This is a genomic window from Tissierella pigra (assembly GCF_009695605.1).
In the GTDB taxonomy this organism is placed as follows: Bacteria; Bacillota; Clostridia; order Tissierellales; family Tissierellaceae; genus Tissierella; species Tissierella pigra.
On record NZ_VUNQ01000018.1, the window covers coordinates 22,576 to 44,479 of the forward strand.

Annotated in this window: 20 protein-coding genes and 1 pseudogene; 15 read left to right on the plus strand and 6 right to left on the minus strand. The window is 33.3% G+C overall.

Translation table 11 applies throughout. The features are described 5' to 3' along the window. Positions 1-5: 5 nt before the first annotated feature. Positions 6-611: an MptD family putative ECF transporter S component gene (locus FYJ83_RS09615; protein ID WP_154440114.1), complete on the minus strand. Its 606-nt coding sequence runs from the start codon at positions 609-611 to the stop codon at positions 6-8. Between the two features lie 149 nt (positions 612-760). On the opposite strand from FYJ83_RS09615, the gene FYJ83_RS09620 reads away from it, so the two are divergent. The 7 genes from FYJ83_RS09620 to FYJ83_RS09650 all read left to right on the plus strand — a co-directional run bounded on the left by FYJ83_RS09620 (position 761) and on the right by FYJ83_RS09650 (position 6,150). Beyond that, on the plus strand, positions 761-1,732 hold the full coding sequence (locus FYJ83_RS09620) for a helix-turn-helix domain-containing protein (RefSeq protein ID WP_154440115.1): 972 nt from the start codon (positions 761-763) through the stop codon (positions 1,730-1,732). Positions 1,733-1,851: 119 nt separating this feature from the next. Then, entirely contained in the window at positions 1,852-2,226 is a 375-nt protein-coding gene (locus FYJ83_RS09625) for a metal-dependent transcriptional regulator (RefSeq protein ID WP_154440116.1), read from the plus strand. 141 nt (positions 2,227-2,367) lie between these two features. Further along, entirely contained in the window at positions 2,368-2,604 is a 237-nt protein-coding gene (locus FYJ83_RS09630; protein ID WP_154440117.1) for a methyltransferase family protein, read from the plus strand. A gap of 123 nt (positions 2,605-2,727) precedes the next feature. Beyond that, positions 2,728-3,180, plus strand: a complete 453-nt coding sequence (locus FYJ83_RS09635) for a MarR family winged helix-turn-helix transcriptional regulator (RefSeq protein ID WP_154440108.1) — start codon at positions 2,728-2,730, stop codon at positions 3,178-3,180. Between the two features lie 64 nt (positions 3,181-3,244). Continuing rightward, positions 3,245-4,348: an ABC transporter substrate-binding protein gene (locus tag FYJ83_RS09640; protein WP_229768551.1), complete on the plus strand. Its 1,104-nt coding sequence runs from the start codon at positions 3,245-3,247 to the stop codon at positions 4,346-4,348. Positions 4,349-4,350: 2 nt separating this feature from the next. Continuing rightward, complete coding sequence (locus tag FYJ83_RS09645) at positions 4,351-5,373, plus strand: FecCD family ABC transporter permease (protein WP_154440119.1); 1,023 nt, start codon at positions 4,351-4,353, stop codon at positions 5,371-5,373. 3 nt (positions 5,374-5,376) lie between these two features. Beyond that, on the plus strand, positions 5,377-6,150 hold the full coding sequence (locus tag FYJ83_RS09650) for an ABC transporter ATP-binding protein (protein ID WP_229768552.1): 774 nt from the start codon (positions 5,377-5,379) through the stop codon (positions 6,148-6,150). A gap of 89 nt (positions 6,151-6,239) precedes the next feature. Here the strand turns inward: FYJ83_RS09650 and FYJ83_RS09655 are convergent, their stop codons facing one another. Then, positions 6,240-7,136, minus strand: a complete 897-nt coding sequence (locus tag FYJ83_RS09655) for a helix-turn-helix domain-containing protein (protein ID WP_154440120.1) — start codon at positions 7,134-7,136, stop codon at positions 6,240-6,242. A gap of 345 nt (positions 7,137-7,481) precedes the next feature. On the opposite strand from FYJ83_RS09655, the gene FYJ83_RS09660 reads away from it, so the two are divergent. The 7 genes and pseudogenes from FYJ83_RS09660 to FYJ83_RS20560 form a co-directional block, all read left to right on the plus strand. Next, positions 7,482-8,429 (plus strand): ABC transporter substrate-binding protein, encoded by a 948-nt coding sequence (locus FYJ83_RS09660; protein WP_229768553.1) that lies wholly within the window; start codon positions 7,482-7,484, stop codon positions 8,427-8,429. An 81-nt stretch (positions 8,430-8,510) separates the two neighbouring features. Further along, complete coding sequence (locus FYJ83_RS09665; RefSeq protein ID WP_154440122.1) at positions 8,511-9,476, plus strand: FecCD family ABC transporter permease; 966 nt, start codon at positions 8,511-8,513, stop codon at positions 9,474-9,476. Continuing rightward, positions 9,473-10,483 carry a FecCD family ABC transporter permease gene (locus FYJ83_RS09670; RefSeq protein ID WP_154440123.1) on the plus strand — a complete coding sequence of 337 codons (1,011 nt, stop codon included), beginning with the start codon at positions 9,473-9,475 and terminating at the stop codon, positions 10,481-10,483. The genes FYJ83_RS09665 and FYJ83_RS09670 overlap by 4 nt, the downstream gene beginning before the upstream one ends. After that, the gene (locus tag FYJ83_RS09675; RefSeq protein ID WP_326828331.1) at positions 10,483-11,304 is read left to right on the plus strand and encodes an ABC transporter ATP-binding protein; all 822 of its coding nucleotides are present in this window, start codon (positions 10,483-10,485) and stop codon (positions 11,302-11,304) included. Before FYJ83_RS09670 ends, FYJ83_RS09675 begins: the two co-directional genes overlap by 1 nt. Continuing rightward, positions 11,304-13,061: an ABC transporter ATP-binding protein gene (locus tag FYJ83_RS09680; RefSeq protein WP_326828332.1), complete on the plus strand. Its 1,758-nt coding sequence runs from the start codon at positions 11,304-11,306 to the stop codon at positions 13,059-13,061. Before FYJ83_RS09675 ends, FYJ83_RS09680 begins: the two co-directional genes overlap by 1 nt. Continuing rightward, complete coding sequence (locus FYJ83_RS09685) at positions 13,039-14,760, plus strand: ABC transporter ATP-binding protein (RefSeq protein WP_154440124.1); 1,722 nt, start codon at positions 13,039-13,041, stop codon at positions 14,758-14,760. Before FYJ83_RS09680 ends, FYJ83_RS09685 begins: the two co-directional genes overlap by 23 nt. Before the next feature lie 249 nt (positions 14,761-15,009). Then, positions 15,010-15,141 (plus strand): annotated as a pseudogene (locus FYJ83_RS20560) (metal-dependent transcriptional regulator); the annotation flags it as partial. Between the two features lie 120 nt (positions 15,142-15,261). Here FYJ83_RS20560 and FYJ83_RS09695 read toward each other — a convergent pair. From FYJ83_RS09695 to FYJ83_RS09710, 4 genes are all read right to left on the minus strand, one after another. Continuing rightward, positions 15,262-16,152, minus strand: a complete 891-nt coding sequence (locus tag FYJ83_RS09695) for a hypothetical protein (RefSeq protein ID WP_229768554.1) — start codon at positions 16,150-16,152, stop codon at positions 15,262-15,264. 18 nt (positions 16,153-16,170) lie between these two features. Then, positions 16,171-16,545 carry a hypothetical protein gene (locus tag FYJ83_RS09700; RefSeq protein WP_154440125.1) on the minus strand — a complete coding sequence of 125 codons (375 nt, stop codon included), beginning with the start codon at positions 16,543-16,545 and terminating at the stop codon, positions 16,171-16,173. 103 nt (positions 16,546-16,648) lie between these two features. After that, the gene (locus FYJ83_RS09705; RefSeq protein WP_229768555.1) at positions 16,649-19,681 is read right to left on the minus strand and encodes a DUF4183 domain-containing protein; all 3,033 of its coding nucleotides are present in this window, start codon (positions 19,679-19,681) and stop codon (positions 16,649-16,651) included. Between the two features lie 182 nt (positions 19,682-19,863). After that, on the minus strand, positions 19,864-20,244 hold the full coding sequence (locus FYJ83_RS09710) for a DUF4183 domain-containing protein (protein WP_154440127.1): 381 nt from the start codon (positions 20,242-20,244) through the stop codon (positions 19,864-19,866). Between the two features lie 359 nt (positions 20,245-20,603). Between FYJ83_RS09710 and FYJ83_RS09715 the strand changes: the two genes are divergently transcribed. Next, positions 20,604-21,899 (plus strand): 5-bromo-4-chloroindolyl phosphate hydrolysis family protein, encoded by a 1,296-nt coding sequence (locus tag FYJ83_RS09715; RefSeq protein WP_154440128.1) that lies wholly within the window; start codon positions 20,604-20,606, stop codon positions 21,897-21,899. The last annotated feature ends 5 nt before the right edge of the window (positions 21,900-21,904 follow it).

Genomic DNA, 21,904 nt, shown 5'->3' on the forward strand with positions numbered 1-21,904 from the left:
AGATTTCATGCAATCATACCTGCTTTTTTAAATTGTTTCTTGAGAAGTTTTTTACCTACCAAGCAGCTAATAAGTCCACAAATGATAATGGAAATAATCATAGCAGGGAGCATCCATCCCTGTGCAGTGGCACCCATAATCTCCACATAGGATTGTTCAGTACCTTTACCCAGCATATAGGAAAAATACGATTCCCGATTTATCCATAGCATCATATAAGATCCAATGGGATTCATAGAGAATATGAGGAAGCTCAATATGTTCAACTTATTGCTTTTAAACCTTCCTGCCCCTGCAATTAAATCTGCTGCAATCCCCAGAAGAATATAAAATACTGCCCACATCCAATACATTCCTGTAATAAATATCATGAAGCCCATAATAGTTCCAAGAATTATAGTAGGTCCGTGTTTTGGAACCTTTCCTAGAAGTAGTAAATATATGGGACCTGTAAGCAATGCTAAAGCACTGGGCATCAAGAATGTCAGTATAGGATTAGGAGCAAAGAACATGCCTCCTACCATAGTAAAAACGAAAAATAGTGCAGTAAAAATACCACAGGTTACAAGATCTTTTACTGTAAGGCTTTTTTTAATTGATTTGTGATTCATAAAATAACTCCTTTGCTTGAAATTTTTAGTTAGTCATGACTAACTAAAAATCATTGTAATTCAAAGGAAGCTATTATACAATAGTTATAGAATGTATTAGTCTTTTCGTGATATATTTTCGTCCAATCGTGATAGGAGGAATAATAGAAATGAAAAATATAATAAATGAATATTATGACCCTTTACTTACAAATAGAGGTTTTTTACCTGTTGAAAACAAAGGTGATTTTTGTGTTATGGGGAAATGTTGGGAGCTGTCAGATTCTATAGGAACAGGGCAATACTGGATATATGAGCAGAAAAATTTATATTGTATAAAGATTCATGATTTTTCTTTTCATGAGGATAAGATTGTTGAGATGAGTGTCCCCAGATGTTTAAGTATAACATATTATGAATCTATTTCAGGGGAAGAACTGATACCATATAATAGACTGGAAGCAAATTGTGTGAAGACCTTTATTGGTGGGGATAAGCCCTTTAAGGCTAATATACATAAACGAATCCCCATTTACAGTACAGGAATAGAAATCTTTCCTTCATATTATGAGGAATATCTGGAAAAACATTATCTTGGAGAATATAAAAGTCCATATGATGCCTTTCAGAGCATAGATGAAACAGATGATTTCCCTGAAATGGTAATGCTTCTTATGCAGATAAAAAATTATCGAGGAGAGGGCATTGCAGCAAAACTATTTTATGATGCAAAGGTGACTGAGGCAGTAGCACTTGTGGTAGAACGTCAAAGAAAACAGGATAGTCAAAAGCAAATTACTTTATCTGCAAAGGACAAGGAGCTTCTCTTATCTGTTACTGCATATATAGACGACCATTATGCTTTTGATATTACATTAGATCAACTTTCAAAAATTGCCTGTATGGGAACAACAAAGCTGAAAACTTCTTTTAAACTACTTCATGGATGTACTATTACTAAATATATTCAGCATCGGCGTATGAGTAAGGCAGAATATCTTCTAAGCTGTACAGATTTAACTATAAATCAAATAGCACAGACCGTAGGCTATAATAGTGCCAGTAGATTTTCAGAATTATTTCGTAAGAGTACGGGAATACTGCCAAATGAGTATAGAATAATTGCATCAGGAAACAGATAAGGTATTATATTTTGTTGAAACTACACAATATATGGAATTGATACACTGATATTGTACCTAGTCTTTTTTATAAATCTTTGATATGATTATTGTATAAAAGTAGTATGGAGGTAAAAAATATGTATGAATCAGGAGAAATGTATTTAGAGACCATTTTAGTTTTAAGGAAGCGTAATGGTCAAGTTAGATCTATAGATATAGCAAGGGAATTAAACTTTAGTAAACCTAGTGTAAGTCGTGCAATAGGAATTTTAAAGGATGATGGCTATATATTAGTAGATGACAGTGGTTATATTGAATTAACAGAGAAGGGTACTAGGGTTGCTAAAGATATCTATGAAAAACACAAAGTTTTAACAGAATTCTTTACCACCATAGTTAAAGTATCGCATGAAATTGCAGAAGAAGATGCATGTAAAATAGAACATGTAATCAGTGATGAAACTTTCCAAGGTTTAAAAAGAATTTTGGAAGATAATAGTGATAATTTATAGATAAGATACTATTTTTATTTTATTAGAGAATAGGTAGTAATTTTATAAAACAATTGTATGCTTGACATACGATTGTTTTTATTGTATGCTATGTATACAAATATAGTTAGCGAGAACTAACTTAGGAAAGAAGGTGTTAAATTGCATGCACAGATTACCCTAAATATCTATTATCAAGTTCTTAATCAATATCAAGCTGCACAGCTTTTGTTTGAATCCATAAAATTAGATATTTTTTCTTACTTGGATAAACCAACAACGGTAGCAGAAATTGCTAATGAAACAGGATATGATGAACAAAATGTAGAGTTGTTTTTACTTGCGCTTTCATCATGCAATTATATTGATAAGGATAATAATAGTTATGAATGGGATTAAGCCTTCTCCAACAAGAAATCGAGTTGAAACTGCACTGAACAAGGGAAGACTTCAACTTGTTCATTCAATCCAATCTGAGAGATTTCAAGGTTATCTTTATAAGAAAGTGATGGTGTAGTATGTATGGAAGGATTAGGAAATGAGGTTATAAATGCTTTTATTACCCTTACAGAGAATATTGCAAATAGCAGAACAAATGTATTGGATTTTGGAAGCGAGGACATGATCTTTTATCGAGGTGAAATCCATATTATAAAGATGATTGGTGATTATCCAGGTATTTTTAGTTCAGAGATTGCCAGACGTTTTGGTATTACCCGTGCTGTTGTTCATAAAACGCTACTTAAATTAGAGGAGCGGGAATTTGTAATAAAAGAGCAGGATGATGAAGATAGAAAACGTCATAAATTATTTTTGACAGAAAAGGGGCAACTAGCCTATGAGTATCATGAAAAATATCACAATCTGCATGATAAAGCCTTATTTGACTATGTAGAAGGATTACCTAGTGATCAATTAGAGGCAATTAAGGGATTTTTAGAACATGCAAATAATTTAATTCAAAATCATGCGTAAAATATGTATAAAATAGGAGGGGGAAATGAAAAGACAAATTATTATTTTACTGCTGGCTATTGTAATGTTATACTCGTTGACTGGATGTGGCAGTGATACACAGCAAGAAATCAATCAAACTGAAACAATTGCGAAAGCCACGAACAATAAATCAGATGAAGATACACAATCTCACACAAGGACAATAATAGACTTGGGAGGCAATGAAGTAGAAATTCCTCCAGTATCGGAAATTGAGCATGTTGTTGTTATTACACCGCCAGTTACTTCAGTTTTGCTTGAAGTTATACCTGATACAGATATGATTGTAGGCCTTAGCCCAAAAGCTTTTGTATATTCTAACGAAGATGTTATGAAAAAGTTATTTCCCAATTATAAAGATATTGAAACAACTTTTGTAGGGGATGATTTTTCTATCAATACTGAAGCACTTTTGGCACTAAATCCGGATATTATTCTTTATTATGGTGAAAATCAGAGGAAAGGTCTTGAAAATATTGGACTTCCTATTATCAATTTCTTTTCTCCTAAATTAATCGACCCTAAAGATGTAACGGTTGCTTGGGATAATTTATTACGAGAGATATTTGAAACGGATGGCGGTGAAAGCCTTGAAACAGAATGGGAGTATTTTGACACAAAAGTTGAAGAAATCTTGGTAGGACAGACTAAAGAACCAAAACGCGGTTTGTGGGTGTTTAGCAATGTTGGTGGTAGTTTAGTTGCGGCTGGCAGCAGCTCCTTTGATTCTTATGCAGAAAGTTTTTTTGAAAAGGCTGGTATAGTAAATGTAGCAACCAGTATAGAGGGAACCGCCGAGGTGGATATGGAACAAATTTATGAGTGGGATCCAGATATTATTTTTGTATTCCACAATGTACCAGCACAGAGGTATTTGAACAATAGCATAGAAGGACAAGATTGGTCACTTTTAGAGGCTTGGGAAAATCAAGCTATCTATGATATTCCGCAGACAGCTTATTCATGGGGTGCACCTTGTGCAGATTCTCCATTAATGCCTTTATGGTTGATTTCGAAGGCATATCCTGAACTATATGGCGAAGAAGAGTTTCGTAGTGAATTATCTGGATATTATAGAAGACTACATAATGTCACTTTGACAGAGGAAAATATGGACATGATTTTGAATTTAAGGGACATTAAATAGCTATGGATAGAACTGTCAGAAATCAATATTTAATAATTATAACTTTTCTTTGCATTTTGCTGGTACTGGTAATAGTTGGTTCTATGGTTTTTGGAAGATATAAAATTAGCTTAGTAGATATTGGTAATGTAATTAAAAATCGAATAAATGGAACCTATGACGATACGCTTAAAATTATGGATCATGTATTAATCAATGTACGTCTGCCGAGAATATTATTAGCTGGATTGGTGGGTGCCGGATTATCAATATCTGGTGCCGCCTTACAGGGGACATTTCAAAACCCGTTGGTAAGCCCTGACTTATTGGGAGTATGTGCAGGTGCTGGATTTGGTGCGGCTTTAGGAATACTACTTTTTTCTGACGACAGTGTGATTTCGTCTTTACTTCCTTTTGTTTTTGGTATTTCCAGTATCCTACTGGTGTTCTTTCTTGCAGGTGGACAAGGTCGTACAGAAACGTTATCCCTTATATTATCTGGTATTATAGTATCATCAATTTTCAATGCACTTACATCACTTGTAAAATATGTGGCTGATACTGGAGATAAACTACCTGCAATAACATTTTGGCTTATGGGGAGTTTCTCTAATACCACATACACCCATATAAAGATTTCAATTATTCCCGCATCAATAGGTATTATAGGCTTGTTGGCTCTACGCTGGAAAATCAACTTATTATCCCTTGGAGATGAGGATGCTTATACAATGGGTATCAATCCAAACCGTACACGCTGGAATATAATTTTTTTCTCCACATTGGTAACTGCAGCTTGTGTGACGGTATCAGGCATAATTGGTTGGATCGGTCTTGTTATTCCTCATATATGCAGACGAATTGTAGGTGGTAATCATGGCAGACTACTTCCGGTATCTTGTTTAATGGGTGCGATATTTATGATACTGGTTGACAGCATAGCAAGGAATCTAACACTAGCAGAAATACCTATTGGAATTTTAACTGCATTAATTGGAGCCCCTTTCTTTGCAGTAATTTATAGGCAATCCAAAGGAGGAATGTAGATATTGTTAGAGGTCAAAGATGGAACATTTTATTATAATCAAAAGACACCTATATTGGAAAACGTCAATTTTAAAATGGACCCAGGTGAAATCATGGCTGTCATGGGTCGTAATGGAGTTGGAAAAACAACATTGATTAAATGTATTGCTGGGATATTGAAATGGAAAAGCGGTTATTCTATCGTTGCCGGGCAAAAAAGCGGCAACAACAAACCCATTGCTGAGATTGGATATGTTCCACAAGCACATAAATCCTCATTTTCATATTCTGTTCGGGATATGGTTGTATTTGGAAAAGTAGGACACAATTCATATTTTGCAGTTCCACAGAATAAAGATTATCAAAAAGCGGATGATATTTTAGAGCGTATAGGTATTAAGGATTTGAGAGATAAACCCTGTAATGAATTAAGTGGTGGACAATTACAGCTTGTTTTTGTCGCAAGGGCATTGGTAAATTCACCACAGCTTCTGATATTAGATGAGCCAGAAGCCCATTTAGATTTTCGCAATCAATTAAGGTTATTGAAGCTGATAAAGAATGTTGTTTCTGAGCAAAATATATCCTGCATCATCAATACCCACTATCCCAATCATGCAATTAGGATAGCTAACAAGTGTTTTTTATTAGGGGATAATGATTACCAAGAAGGAGCTGTACAGGAGGTAATGATAGACACAAATATCAAAAAGTATTTTTCCGTTCGTTCTCAAACACTATATACTACTTACGAAGGTATACAGATTCCCACTTTCGTTTTCTTAGATGAGGTATAGCATATATTTCATTTGAACTGCATGGTCAAAAGGGTAGCTTTAGTTTTATTTCAAAGCTACCCTTTACTTTACATATAGTTGAGATTTTCCTATTTGCATAAATCCCGTGGAGTAATTCCAAATCTTTCTTTGAATGTTTTTGAAAAATGGCTTACATTTGAATATCCTATAGCAAAAGCTGTTTCGCTCACATTATGTTTTCCACCTTCAAGTAGAGAGAAAGCTTTTTCAAACCGTTGTTCACGGATGAACTCATATACTGTTTTTCCAAAGTATTGTTTAAATGAACGTTTTAACTTACAATCATTCATGTGAATTATGCGGGATAATTCTAGTAATGTGGGAGGATATTCTAATCTATTTAATAAAATTTCACGGGCATACATCAAACACTCCATATCAGTTTTTGACAGTTGATTAGGGAGATTCTTAGAACAATCTTCACAAAGTAATCTTTTGATATTTATGGACATCAGCTCTAAAATATAGCTTTCAAGTAACAGTTTGTTGAGATTGTCTGATCCATTAGCAAAACATAAATCTAGCTTTTTTAAAATGCTTTCCTCTCGTACATCACTTTTGAAATCGTAGCAATAGTATGTACCCTTTTGAAATGAGCTAAAACCGATATTGTTTTTGCCGCAAACCGACTCACAGAAGTGGTCAAAGGCACTGGAGCTAACCCAAATAGAGTATAAATTTATTTCCTCATCCCTATCATACTTAGAATGACAATTAGTTTGTCCTAGAAAACCTAAAGATGAATAACCTGGTCGAAGTTCAACAGGGGTGTTATTTACTTCTCCAAAAATATGATTTTTTCTGCTATAACTTAATTCAAATATAGGCGATGTAGTTCCGGATTTTCTCTCTGCTTTATCTGGTAATATGCCTGAGGAAATCATGATATTTACATCTGGTCTTACAGTAATGATTTTTCTTGCAAATATATTGGAAGATTCAAATTTTAAGGGTAAATACGACATTTTATCACTCCTACATCTTTTCATCATCTACTAAAAAGTAAAATAGACGACACACTATCTATTTCCATTATAGTTAGTCATTGCTAACTAGTCAAGAGTTAGATTTTATGCTAGTAAAGTCAAATTTGATTGTGACTGATGGTAATCTGTATAAAAATTTAAAGCTTTTATAATAGTAGAATTCCGTCTAGAGATAAAGAAAATCCCTCTAGGGGCAGAAAGAAAGATGTTTTTTTAATATACTAATTAATGTTAGCCTAGACTAACTAAGATATGATAACAAAGAGGAGGATTTAAATGAATAAAAAATTTATTATACCAATTTGTCTTATTTTGGTGATTTTAATGACAGCATGCTCTACAGAGAATAATAATTCACAGACATCAGGCAAACCTACAGATCCTGTCAACCAAGGTAGAGAGACTATTATAGTAAAGGATATGAAGGGTGATGTTGAAATCCCTGCTAATCCAGAGCGTATAGTGGATGTTTCGGGATCAGCAGATGAGCTTATTATTTTGGAAATGCCATTTATTGCCTCAGCAAATACCAGCATGTTTGATAGTGTAACGGTGCCAGACTACCTTCAGAAATATTTTATGGAAAATAAGGTAGAAACAGTAGGAAATTATTCTGGAGCATCAGGAGATCTCAATCTTGAGAAAATTGCAGAGCTTAAACCAGACCTGATTATCATGAACATTCGCCATGAAAAGGTATATGAACAGCTGAAAGCTATTTCACCTACAGTTATGCTTAGTGATGATATGAGCTTCGTTAACTGGAAGGGGCGATTTAAGCAGTTGGGAGAGTGGTTTGGTAAAGAGGAAATTGTAGACAACTGGCTTGAAAATTATGATGAAAAGGCTATAGAATTTGCCAAAATGGTAAAGGAAGTAGTAGGAGATGAAACTTTTGCAGTCATAGAAGCTAATTCAGTCCATTTCGGGTCCTATTATGTTTATAGAACAGGTGGTCCGGGAGAACTCATATTTGATGCAATGAAGCTTCCTGCTTCTGCCGGCACCCCTGAAGGTGTTTGGGGAGAAGTGGTGGATGCAGAATATTTCTCAAAAATTGATGCAGACCATATTTTTTTCTTCAGTGATGATGGGAAGGTTGGAGATACGGTGAATAGTCCCACTTGGCAAAACCAGAAAGCTGTGAGAAATGGGAATATATACTATGGTTTGAACAATGAACAGTATGACATGGCTTATACACCTAATGGTAAACTAATTTATATGGAGAAAATGGCTAATGCCATCATTAATCATACAAATGTGGAATAATAGAAAACAAAAAAATCTAGAAAAGTATCAACAGTACCAATAGAGTGGATACGCACGAGAACAGGATATTCATTATTTCTATTGATATTGGTTTTCATATTACTGATATCCATTCTGCTATCTGTAAGTGTTGGAGTTGCTGGAGGAAATCTTAACATACTGTTACATACTCTTGCTTATAGAGGCAGTCCTTCTGAAATAGGAAGGGTAATGCTGGAAATGCGTATGCCCAGAGCATTGGCTGGCTGCTTTACTGGGGCGGCCTTTGCTCTTGCAGGTGCTGTTATGCAGGGGATGACAAGGAATCCATTAGCTGATGCTGGTCTATTGGGAATAAATGCAGGAGCAGGTTTTCTCGTTTCCCTTACTGCTGTATTTTTTCCATCAATATCGGCTCTTAGTATGATGTTTGCAGCATTTCTAGGTGCAGTCCTTGCAGCACTGATGGTATATGGTTTAGGCATGGGTAAGGGAAAATCTGGCTCAATTCAGTTGATTTTAGCAGGTTCAGCTGTTTCAGCTCTGTTAACTGCCTTGAGTCAGGGGGTTTCTCTGGTTTTTGGTCTTTCAAAATCTTTATCCTTTTGGACTGCCGGAAGCTTGTCAGGAATTACGTGGCAACAGCTTATTATAACAATTCCTTGGATTGTTGGAGCTGCACTTTTAAGTCAGTTCCTTTCTTACCAATTATCAATATTGGCTTTAGGTGAGGAAAGTGCTGTGGGTCTTGGAATAAATGTACAATTAGTTCGTGTAATAGGTATGGCTACGGTTTTGATAATGGCAGGTGCCAGTGTTTCTTTGGTAGGGGGAATTTCCTTTATAGGATTAATTGTGCCACATTCAGTGCGTTTTATTGTTGGGACAGATTATAGAAGGCTTTTGCCTGTGTGTGCTCTGTTAGGTGCAGTATTATTGGTGCTTGCTGATATAGTGGCTCGTACTATTAATGCTCCTTTTGACACTCCTGTAGGGGCACTGGTTTCAGCAATAGGTGTTCCCATCTTTCTAGGGTTGACCTATAGGAAGAAAGGAGGGATTATATGATGAAGCGAGGCAGACAGTGGCTAGTGCTATGGTTTCTTTTAATGTTAGTTTTTATTGTCATACTTTTATCCGTGAATATGGGATATTCCAAAATTCCTTATGGATATGTCATTGAGAGTTTACTTAACTCGCAAGGGGTGGACTCATCTACCGTGCTTTTGCAGATTCGCCTTCCTCGTATTATCCTGGCTTTCCTATGTGGAATGGGGTTAGCATTATCAGGATGCATACTGCAGGCCGTGACAGGAAACCAGCTGGCTGATCCAGGGATTTTAGGAATAAATGCTGGAGCAGGGTTTATGGTTATGCTATTTCTAACTCTTTTTCCTTCTTTGCATATCAGTACTATGGTATATCAACCTATTTTTGCCATGATTGGAGGGCTTTTAGTAGCATGGATTTTATACGTTTTTTCCAATCGAAACGGGAAAGTAAGACCTTCTTACTTTTTACTAGGAGGGATTGGAGTTTCAGCAGGTTTTACTGCAATTATGACTATTATGGCTTCCGATATGGATAACAGCAGCTATCAATTGGTGGCTAGATGGTTGTCAGGAAATATATGGGGAACCAGTTGGTATCAAGTCAAAGCGCTGATTCCTTATCTTTCAGTCCTTATTCCAATTCTTTTTACTAAGGTTAATGTTTTGGATTTACTTCTCCTGAGTGAGGAAGCTTCCTTAGCATTGGGTGTTAAGGTAGAGAGGGAAAGAAGAATCTTGTTGATTGTTTCCGTTGCTTTGGCTGCAAGCTGTGTTTCTGTCACTGGGGGGATTAGCTTTATTGGTTTAGTAGGACCTCATATTGCAAGAAGGTATATAGGAGCAAGACATCGTATGCTTATTCCTGCTTCGATGCTAATAGGAGGTTTGCTACTACTCATGGCTGATACTATTGGACGTTCTCTATTTCAGCCAATTGAAATACCAGTTGGAATTGTTATTTCTGTTTTGGCTGCGCCATATTTTTTGTATTTGCTTCGAAAGCAAATAGGAGGTGAAATATAGTGGAATGTTGCATAAAAGCCAGCAAACTATCTGCTGGATATAGTGGAATTTTAGTTTTTGCTGATTTTAATATAGAGATTCCTAAGGGGAAAATTACAACGCTGATTGGCTCCAATGGCTCGGGAAAATCTACTATTCTTAAAACCATGTCCCGATTAATTGCTCCTACTGAAGGCGTAGTATGTTTAGGGGGAAAGTCAATTCATAGTATGCCAACTAAGTTAGTAGCACAAAATCTGGCTCTTCTTCCTCAAGGGACACAAACCCCCTCTGGTATTACTGTGGCTGACTTAGTAGAGTACGGAAGATTTCCATACCGAAGTAAGATGTCAGGGCTTAGCTTAGAAGATAAGAAAATTATTAAATGGGCGTTAGCTTGTACAAATATGAAAGAGCTTGCTGATAGGGAGATGGATCAACTTTCAGGAGGGCAGAGACAGCGTGCCTGGATTGCCATGGCATTGGCACAGAAAACTAATATTCTATTTCTTGATGAGCCTACTACTTATTTGGATATCTCTCATCAATTGGAAACATTGTATCTATTACAGCAATTAAATATAGAGCAGGGAGTGACTATTGTTATGGTTCTCCATGATTTAAATCATGCCATAATGTTCTCTGATTATCTTATAGCTATTAAAGAGGGGAAAGTACATAGCACTGGTTCCCCAGAAGATGTAATTATACCTCAAACCCTTCGAGAGGTTTTTAATGTAGAGGCAGAGGTAATCCGCCATCCTATTTTAGATGTACCAGTATGTCTTCCCTATGGTATAGGTGGTCAAGTATTAGATAAGGGAAAGGAGAGAAAAACTTAGTGAATACCTATAAGAGATTATTCAAATACATTCCAGAAAAAATGAATTACTTACTCCTTTCGGTGGCTTTCTCTGTAGCTACAGCGGTATTGACCATTGTCCCGTATTATTATTTATGGAATTTTTTAAGGGAATTCTTTGTAGTCCAGAGTTTAGGAAAGGCTATGGATTATGCAGTTACAATAGTAGCTCTGCTTATAGCATATGTGGTAGTATATCTTGTAGCATTATGGATGTCTCATTTGTTGGGATTTAGATTGGAAACTAATTTAAGAAAAGTAGGGGCTGAGTATCTTATGAATGCATCTTGGAACTTTTTTGATATGAATTCGTCAGGTAAAATTAGAAAAATAATTGATGATAATGCAAGCAGGACTCATATGGTGGTCGCACACCTCATTCCCGATACTACAGTAGCTATACTTGTTCCTATATTGATGTTTATCACATTAATTGTTATTGATTATAAATTGGTAATACTATTACTTGTTATTACAATTTTAGGAGTATTGCAGTTTAAGGGAATGTACGGAGATCCACAATTTATAAAATATTACACTACAGCATTAGAAAAAATGAATGCTGAAAGCGTGGAATATGTTAGAGGTATTCAAGTATTGAAAGTGTTTAATGGTACAGTATATACTTTAAAATCCTTATATAACTCTATCAATGATTATTCAGAATTTGCTTTGAACTATTCTATGAGTTGTAGATTTCCATATGTTTCATTTCAGACTTTGTTTAATCTGTGTATAACATTTACTATTCCTTTTGCGATTTTCTTTATAAATCGTGGGACAAGTGCTATGACAATATTAGCTGAAATAATATTTTTTGCAGTATTTGTTAGTATTCTATTTGCATCTCTAATGAAGGTTATGTATGTAGGTATGTATAATATGCAAGCAAAAGATGTTGTAGATAAATTAGAAGAAATGTTTAATGAAATGAATAGAAAAAAGATATTACATGGCAGCAGAGGGGAATTTAAGAATTTCAATATTGAATTTAAAAATGTTTCTTTTAAATATGAAGAAGACTACGTACTAGAGAATCTCAGCTTAAAGCTAGAAGGGGGTAAGACCTACGCCTTTGTAGGTTCTTCTGGAAGCGGCAAAAGCACCATTGCAAAACTTATAAGTGGATTTTATAAGATTGATGATGGAGAAGTCCTTATCGGTGGGGAAAACATCACTGATTATTCTGAAAAGGCCATATGTGAGAATATCACAAATGTATTTCAAAATGCACAATTGTTCAAGACGAGTATCTATGAAAATGTGAAGGTTGGAAACCAAAATGCCAGTTATTCTGAAGTTATGAGAGCCCTTAAACTTGCTAATTGTAATGATATATTGGATAAATTTGAAACTAGGGAAAATACCATAATCGGATCAGAAGGAGTCCACCTATCAGGTGGAGAAAAACAAAGGATAGCTATTGCAAGGGCAATACTTAAAGATGCGAATATCATTATTCTAGATGAGGCATCTGCTGCAGCAGATCCAGAAAATGAATATGAAATTCAAAGAGCGTTTTCTAATTTGATGGAAGGAAAGACTGTCATTATGATTGCCCATAGACTATCTTCCATCAGAAATGTAGATGAAATCTTGGTATTAGATGATGGGAAAATAATTGAACGAGGAACTGATAAAGAATTGATGAGTATAGATTCAAGATATAGATATCTTCAAGAACTATTTTCTAAGACCAATGAATGGAGGATTTATGATGAAATGGCTTCAAGATAGATTTTCCCTAAGTGAAACAGGAGCAAAAGGATTAATTAAGGCATCTATAACTTCTTTTTTCTCATATGTTGCTTATGCTTCACCAGTAATTATTATTTTGATGTTTGTAAATGAGATACTAAATGGAGAACTCAAAAGTGCTGTTTTTTATGTAATTACGATTATTATTACTGGGGTAATAATGCATATAGTCTTAGATGTTAATTATGTTAATTTATATAACCAAACATACAAAGAAGCAGCTAATTTAAGGATTGATATAGCAAATATATTGAAGAATTTACCACTATCATATTTCTCAAAACACAATGTATCGGATTTGTCTCAGACCATAATGCAAGATGCAGCTGATATTGAACATGCATTAAGTCATGCAATACCTCAGGCCTTAGGTTTTTGTGTATATTTTATAATTTCTGCAGTATTTCTTCTGTCAAATAATATTAAGTTGGGCTTAGGGGTATTAGTACCATTATTTGCAAGTATAATTTCAGCATATGTATCTAAAAGAGCACAAATTGAAGCTTCAGCAGAGTATTATTATAAACTCAGGGAGAATTCTGATAAATTTCAAGAAGCAATAGAAATGCATCAAGAGATAAGGTCATATTCATTAAAGGATGATGTGCTGAAAGACTTAAAAAAATCTGTAGAAGAAGGAGAGAAGCTTCATATAAGAACTGAATTCAAGCAGGCTATTCCAATTAATCTAGCCTCAGCATTAGTGAAGGTATCCTTGGGAACTACAATTATTACAGGAGCTACTTTGATTATAAATAATGAAATATCTATCGTTTATTTTATAGCTTATTTGTTGGTTGCTACTAAGATAATGTCAGCAATGGATAATCTTCATCAAAATATGGCTGAAATACTGTATCTAGATGCAAGAATTTCTAGAATCAAAGAACTTAGAGAGACTTCAATTCAAGAAGGAGTAACAATTGATCTAAACTCCTTTAATATTGAGTTTAGAGATGTGAACTTTTCATATACTGATAAAAAGCGTATTATAGATGATGTTTCTTTTATAGCAGAACAAGGAAAAGTAACTGCACTAGTTGGACCATCGGGTTGTGGAAAGACCACTATTCTAAGACTAATGGCTAGGTTATACGATTATGATACGGGAAGTATTTTAATAGACGGTAAAGATGTTAAGAAAATTAACACAGAAAGTTTATATGAAAAGATTTCTATTGTATTTCAAGATGTTACGCTATTTAATTCATCAGTAATGGAAAACATCAGAATTGGAAACAAAGATGCAACTGATGAACAGGTAAAAGAAGCCGCAAGATTAGCTCACTGTGAGGAATTTATCCTAAAATTATCTGATGGTTATGATACTTTAATAGGAGAAAATGGAAGCAAATTATCAGGTGGTGAAAGACAAAGAATTTCCATTGCCAGAGCTTTCCTAAAGGACGCACCAATAATTCTATTAGATGAGATTTCCTCATCCTTAGATGTGGAAAATGAGATGAAAATTCAAGAGAGTTTGAATAGGTTAATCAAAAATAAAACAGTTGTAATCACTTCCCATAGACTTAAATCAATTGAAAATGCAGACAAGATTATTGTAATGAATTCGGGAAAAGTGGATGCCGTAGGAACACATAAGGAAGTGCTGGAGATATCCAATTTATATAGGAATATGATTCATAAGTCTAGATTGACAGAAGAATATATATATTAAAAGAGTTAATATAGAAGCTAATTCACCTTATGGTCCAGTGGTATTTTAAAGTAGCCAACATTCTAAGAATAATAAAGTATGCCCACAATGAATAGTATACTTTATTATTATAAAATAGTTTTAAATTTAGTACTACATAGTAGGTAGTATATACTAACTAGTGTTTATTTTTGATTCGGAGGTGGTATCTTTCAGCATAAATATTAATCTATCTCATTCTAGCGGTGATTCAGCACTAACAAACATAAGGTATTAACAACATTTTTAACAGATATAATCAAGGTATCTCCTGAAATAGCTGAAGAGGATGCCTGCAGAATTGAACACGTTATTAGTGATGAAACATTTAGAGGGCTAAAAAAATTTCTAGAAGATAACTAAATGAATAATAATACATTTCATAAAGAGATAAAAAGCCATAGAAATATTTGATAATATTTCTATGGCTTTTTATTTTTTCCATTTCTAATTTCAATCCCCAATTTAGCCAAGATTTTAAAATTAAGATTCATATCCAAAAAGTGTAATTTGATTTTTTCCTGTCATGCAGATTTCAATCTCTATTGCATCTAGTTGTACTACATTTCCAAGACCTAATCCAGTATGAATTCCAACAAAGGATGTTTGGAGACCATTGATTACTTCCCAAGGGTTGGAGGATCCCAATACTGTGTCTGTTATATCATATTCTATAGGAGTAGTTAAATAGTTAACAGTTCCTATTAGAGAAAGGTCTATTCTTTGTAATTGAATCCAATTTCCCTGAGAATTAGGCCGCCAATAGAGTATCATTGAACTAACTCCTACTGCAAGAGTTAGACTAAGGCGACAATAATATTTAATAATAACTTGTTTGATTTCTAAGAATTCATATTCTGATGGTAACATAGTATATCCTAAAATAATTCTTCCGCTACTTTGATTAAGTAAGGCTGAGTTTAGGATAGCAAGACTTCCGTTATGAAGTCCTATTGCATTATTGATATTACTGAAATCACTTCTACCATTAAAAGCAGCTTGAGTAGCATTGGCAGCACCAAAGGTGTTGCATTCCATATTCTCATCAGATGTACTTACCATAATAGAGTTATTCGTTCCAAGTTTATAAGGGGAAGGAAAGCGTTGGCTCATACTGCTAAGGGGTTCAGTTATTCTTATGGTAAGAAAATCATTGTCATTATCGCTCAAAATAATAGACACTGGCAGTGGAGCTGACACTTGTACTGCAGTGAGGAAAATGCTTTTTTGTGCTTCTGGTGTCCACAGATTTTGTTTTTCAGTTAAAATTCCAAAACTATTATATTTAACTATATTGGAATTTTCTTCTAATGCTAAGAAAGGCTGCTGATTATCCTGTAGAATACCACTATTTTGAATGCTTTTTTTCATCATATAGCTCTCTCCTTTGCCTCAAAATTCATAGCCTAAAAGGGTGATATTTACTGTGCCTACAGCATTTGTTGAAATGGATATAACTTCATCTGGATTAAATTTAATAGGAGAGGGAAAGCTTTCACTATAGGTGGCAAGGGTACTGGTAAGGATGATAGACATAAAGGTTGCATTATTCTCTCTATTTAATTTAATAACCAGCGGAACAGAAGCAGAAACCTGCAATGCTGTAAGAAATATACTTTTATCAGAGGCAGGTGTCCAAATCGGTGTATTGGTTTGAATTGAAGAAAAAGTTTGAAACATGATAATATCAGAGGGATACTCTCTTGTAAACAAGGGATTCTCCTCTAAATTAAAAACTATGCTCATTAGTTTAGTATTATTATCCATTAAAAAAACTCCCATACCATATATTTTTATAACAATAGAAAAGCCTTATTTAATAGTTTTATATAAGAAACCTTCCCTCAATGGGTTTCAATAAAGGTTACATTTAATCCTTTGATAAAAATAAAGAAATAAATTGTATAGAAATAGGAACTCCTTTAATAGGGGGATATTCTACTTCTAATACAAGAAGACCCTTTTTAATTATATAATTGATACTTGGTTGGATGACTCCGTTTATAAAAAGATTTTCATAAGAAGTGTGCTGGGGGTCAAGAATTCCTTTGTTTCCATATATAGTTAATTCATCTTCATTTGTATAAATTTTCTCTCCGTTGGAAATGGTGTTATACTGATAAAGTTCTGCTTTTAAAAGTTGCTCATTTGCATCATTTATTATTAAATATTCAAGAATAATAGGCACTCCATTTTCAGGAGGTTCTAGTAATGTTAAAGTTAAAAGACCTGTTTCTACTATATAATTGGTTTCTGGCTGTAATACTCCATTAATATAAAGATTATAGAAGGAGACTTCATCTGGATTAGGTATGCCACTGTTACCATAGATTATTAGTTCATCATAGTTTGTAAATTCTTTTTTAATTCCATCGGAAACCGTATTATATTGATACCTTTCTCCTTTAAGAATCCCACTTCCTTTGTTACTGAGAGAACCGGTGATTTCTGCAATCATTACAACATTACCATTAGAATTTAAGGTTCCAACATCCCATATAATTTGTTTGTTCTCCTGTGATATAGTGCCTTGAGTAAGGCTGATAATATTAAAATCAACTAAATCATCTAGTAGTAAAGTATCAGTCACAAAAACATTACTAACTGGACCATATCCATTATTGACTATTTTAATTTCTATTCTCCAAGTATTTACAGTATTGGAGTTGACTGCTACGGGTCCTGATGTAATATATTTTTCAATAGTTAGATTGCCGAATATATTGGGACATTGATTATTTTTACTGATTTCTATTTGCTTGCTTTGAACAAAGGGCTTATTTTGTAATGGTAAAAAATTAGGGAAATTCTTAAATTTAAAAATACTACAAACATAATCCTCATTGAATTCTTGGCAGATGCAAGGTTCAGGAAGCGATTTAAAGCTAGGGATTAATATCTGTACCTTTCCTACTGCCTTAATAATAATAAATACACCTACTGGAAAGTTTAATTGATTATCTAACTTAACAGGTTCTTTTAAAAGTTTGGAGCTGGTTTCCACCATAATATCAAATGTAAACTCATCTCTTGATTCTGGCATAAACATGACAATATCTTTAGATATATTAGGAAGATAGCCTTTAATTATAGTATTGTTTGTAGTGATTATCTCAAATGGGATTTTTAAGAGAAATCTAACTCTTTTAAAGTTTGGTTTATTTACTAAATTAGTAATTATTAGACTGTCTTCTATAATAAATCCTGATTTAAATAAAATGTTTTTGAAACTGCTGTCATTGATACCTATCTCAATATTTTCAAAGCAAACTCTTTGTTTATATTGAGAAAAAACTTTGTGGACAATGGCACAGGTATTTTCTAAATCATTGATATAGTCAATAACTTTAATAGATGCTCCTGAAGATATATCTGATAATATGCAGGAATTTGGACTTAAACCTGAAGCAATAGCCCTACTAAGAGAATGTAATCCAGTAGTATTAAAAAAGCCTTCGATTTCAAAAATAGCAGTTAAGGTTTCCCCAGGAGAGAGTTTTTCAATATTCCATATAATAGAGTTATGAGATATGGAAATTTGACCAGAATCTACAAATAAGGTGTAGATATAGTTAATTTTATCAAGCAGAATATAGTCTATTACAACAATATTTTCCAAAATATCATTTGTTAGATTAGTAATTTTAAGAGAAAATTTCCACTTTCTAAAATTGCCTAAAAATCCGATTAATGGTTTATTTAATAGAATATTTTGTAGCAACAATTGTTTTTTCACTGGATTTGTAACTGGATACACGATGATTTGAAAATCCCGTGAAGGATTTGTATATATTTTATGGGAATTTATATTCCCAACTCCTATAACAGTATCTAAGCTTCTAAATCCATCTATAGCAAATGAACCAGTTATATCCATTACAAGAATAGAGCTTTCTGATTTTTTTAGTATATCAATTTCCCAAAGAACTTCGTTATTCTTTAAATAGGCAGTTCCATGGGATATATTTATGATTTTAACATTATGAATAGTATCAATAAGTAATGTATCTGTTACCAGAACATTAAATATATTATCATCACTAAGATTAGATAGTTTTATTTCTACTCTCCATGTGTTAGTTTCTTTAATATTTACTTTTGTAGGACCTGATGTAATTGTTGTGCTAATATCTAATCCTTTACTAACATATATTGAGCTTCCACCGACAATATCCGTTGTTATGGGACCTAAAATAGCATTTCCAGTTGCGAGACTGCTACTGATGAAACGGGTACCATCAGCATTGAAGAAACCTTCTACCTTAAAAATTGCAGTAGCAGATTCATCTATATTTAAAGCATCTATATTCCAAGTAATAACCTTATTTTCTATAAGGATATTACCATGAGACGGGAAGAAACTTTCTATATTTAATATATAGTCTAGAAGAATATTATCTGTTACAACAATATTGTTAATAGGCATATTGCTTATATTAACTATTGTCAATCTGAATTCCCAAATAGTTGTAAGACCTGTGGGTACAGACTTAGGTCCAGATATAATAGCTTTTTCTAGTTTTAAATAAGAGTCTACAGTATTTTCAATACTAATATCCATATCTGTTACAGGACCTATAGATATATGTCCTGAAGGTAAGACACCTTCAGTTATGGCAGAATTAAGATTAGTAGACATCTTATCTCTAAAGGTAACAAAAGTAATAATTATAGTAGAGTCCTTTAAAGGAACATCTTCAGTTTTAAGAGTGAGAAGACCTTTTTCAATTTCATAGTTAATCCTTGGCTGCAATAATCCATTGATAAACAAGCTATAATAAGAGACCTCATTAGGGTCAAGGATACCCTTGTCTCCATATTCCACTAACTCATCATTATTAGTATAAATTTTCTTTATACCATCAGATAGGGCATTATATTGATAAACATCTGCTTTAAACATGATCATCACTCCAAAGATAAATATATTTTTAGCTTTCCATCAATGAGTTTGGAAAATGGGTATCCTAATTAGAAGCCGTTCTTATTATTCTATGTATGTAATAAGAAATGAGTTCCTTATTATAGGTATAAAATTTTAAAGATAAAGGATGTGCAAGTTATGGCACATCCTCAGTATGATGATTAAGTTGTTACTGTAGTGTCAGAATCGGATACTGGAGCGAAGTTAGTTACAACTAAGGTAATTGGTGCACCTACAGGAATTGTAGCTGCATCAGTAATAACAACTTGAGATCCATCACCACTAACTGTATATAGACTGGATTGCTGTAATACGCCATTTATAAATAGCATATAATATCCATTGTCTGCAGTTGCAGTAGTAAGATTACCTGTCATTACATTACCAGTATCATCTGTAAATTGAGTAGCTGGAATAGTAACTGTATCAGCAGTTCTTTCGTCTTCTCTTAGCTCATAAAAGTATTTATCAATTTCTGGATTTATATCAGTATCAGTTGTAGTAACAGCATCTATTACAAGTTTGAATAATTTAGTAGCCATTGATTATTCTCTCCTCTATTATATTTTAAATCTGCTTACATTTTAGTATATTAGACAAGTTGTTAATTTGTTACTAATATCTGTTCTTTTCATAGAGTATATTTCATTATCTGAAATGTAAAAATCTAAGTATAATGGATAAATTTTATTCTTATTATATAGATACTCTACTTCTAAACTCTGTAATATCTAGATTATTCATGATATAATAATAGAAGAATTAATTATAATTTAAAAGGATAGGAGAAGTAGTGAATATTTATTAGATTATAATATCCTTATGGTTTATAATATAAGAAAAAGAAAGATAATAAAGAGAGGTATTAAGCAAATGAGAAAAGGAATGGAGGGAAGGGAATATGAATAGACGGAGTAATTCAAACTTAGGAGACGAAATTAAAAATATAGTACAGAATGCACTAAATAACAAAGATTTTAATAGACTAAATAAAGACATTGAAAATATTGTTAAAGGTGCACTTGATGAAGTTAGAAAGTCTATTGATTGGAAGCAGGATAAAAGTAAAAGTTGGAGTAATCAAAATTATAATGGACAGACTAAAGATAATTACTCTTATACTATTAGGAAAGAAAAAAAATATAATGGCAGTATCATGAATAGTAATAATAATGTTCAGTGGCAAGGAAATCGTAATAGTAAATCAGCTTTGAAACCCACTAAGTTTACTGTTCCAATGGGACAAGTGTCAAATATATTGTTTACTGTATTTGGATCCATCGGAAGTATTATATTTGGAGTACCAGTACTTGGGTTGATATTAACATTTATGTTTAATGGAGAGAGGGGATTTCTCAATGGTGCCATCGGAATTTTTCCATTATTTGCTTTAAGTGCAATCTTGTTTATGAATGGAGGAAGAATTCGTAAAAGGCTGAAAAGATTTCAAAGATATATAATACAGTTACGAGGACGCAACTATTGTTTAATTAATGAACTTTCCTCAGCAACAGGATTAAGTAACAAAGCTGTAGTCAAAGACTTACGTAAGATGATTACCATAGGTATGTTTCCAGAGGGACATATAGATGATAAAAATACTTGCTTTATGTTAAATAACGAATGTTATGAACAATATCTTCAGTTACAGAAAAATATAGAAATAAAGAATTTAGAAGATCAGGAAAAACAACTATATAAGACAACGGACGAAAGCTTGAAACAGGAAGAAAGTAATACAAAAGATGAATTAAAACCAGAGATTAGAAAAGCAATAGATGAAGGGCGCAAATTTGTTGCAGAAATCAAAGATGCCAATATTGCAATTCCAGGAGAGGAAATCTCACAAAAATTAGATAGATTAGAAAACATAACTGGAAGAATTTATGATTATGTAGAAATTCATCCTGAAAAGTTTTCTGAAATAAAGAAATTTACAGAGTACTTTTTGCCAACAACATTAAAACTAGTAGATGCCTATAGAAAATTAGATTATCAGCCTATAGAGGGAGAAAATATTTCAAGTGCCAAGAAAGAAATAGAGGATACAATGGATACTATTAATCTTGCCTTTGAAAATTTATTAGATAGTTTGTTTGAAGATGTGGCAATGGATATATCCACGGATATATCTGTACTGCAAACCATGTTTGCACAAGAAGGACTAACAGAGAAAAATATGAAAGTTAGAAAATAAAACTA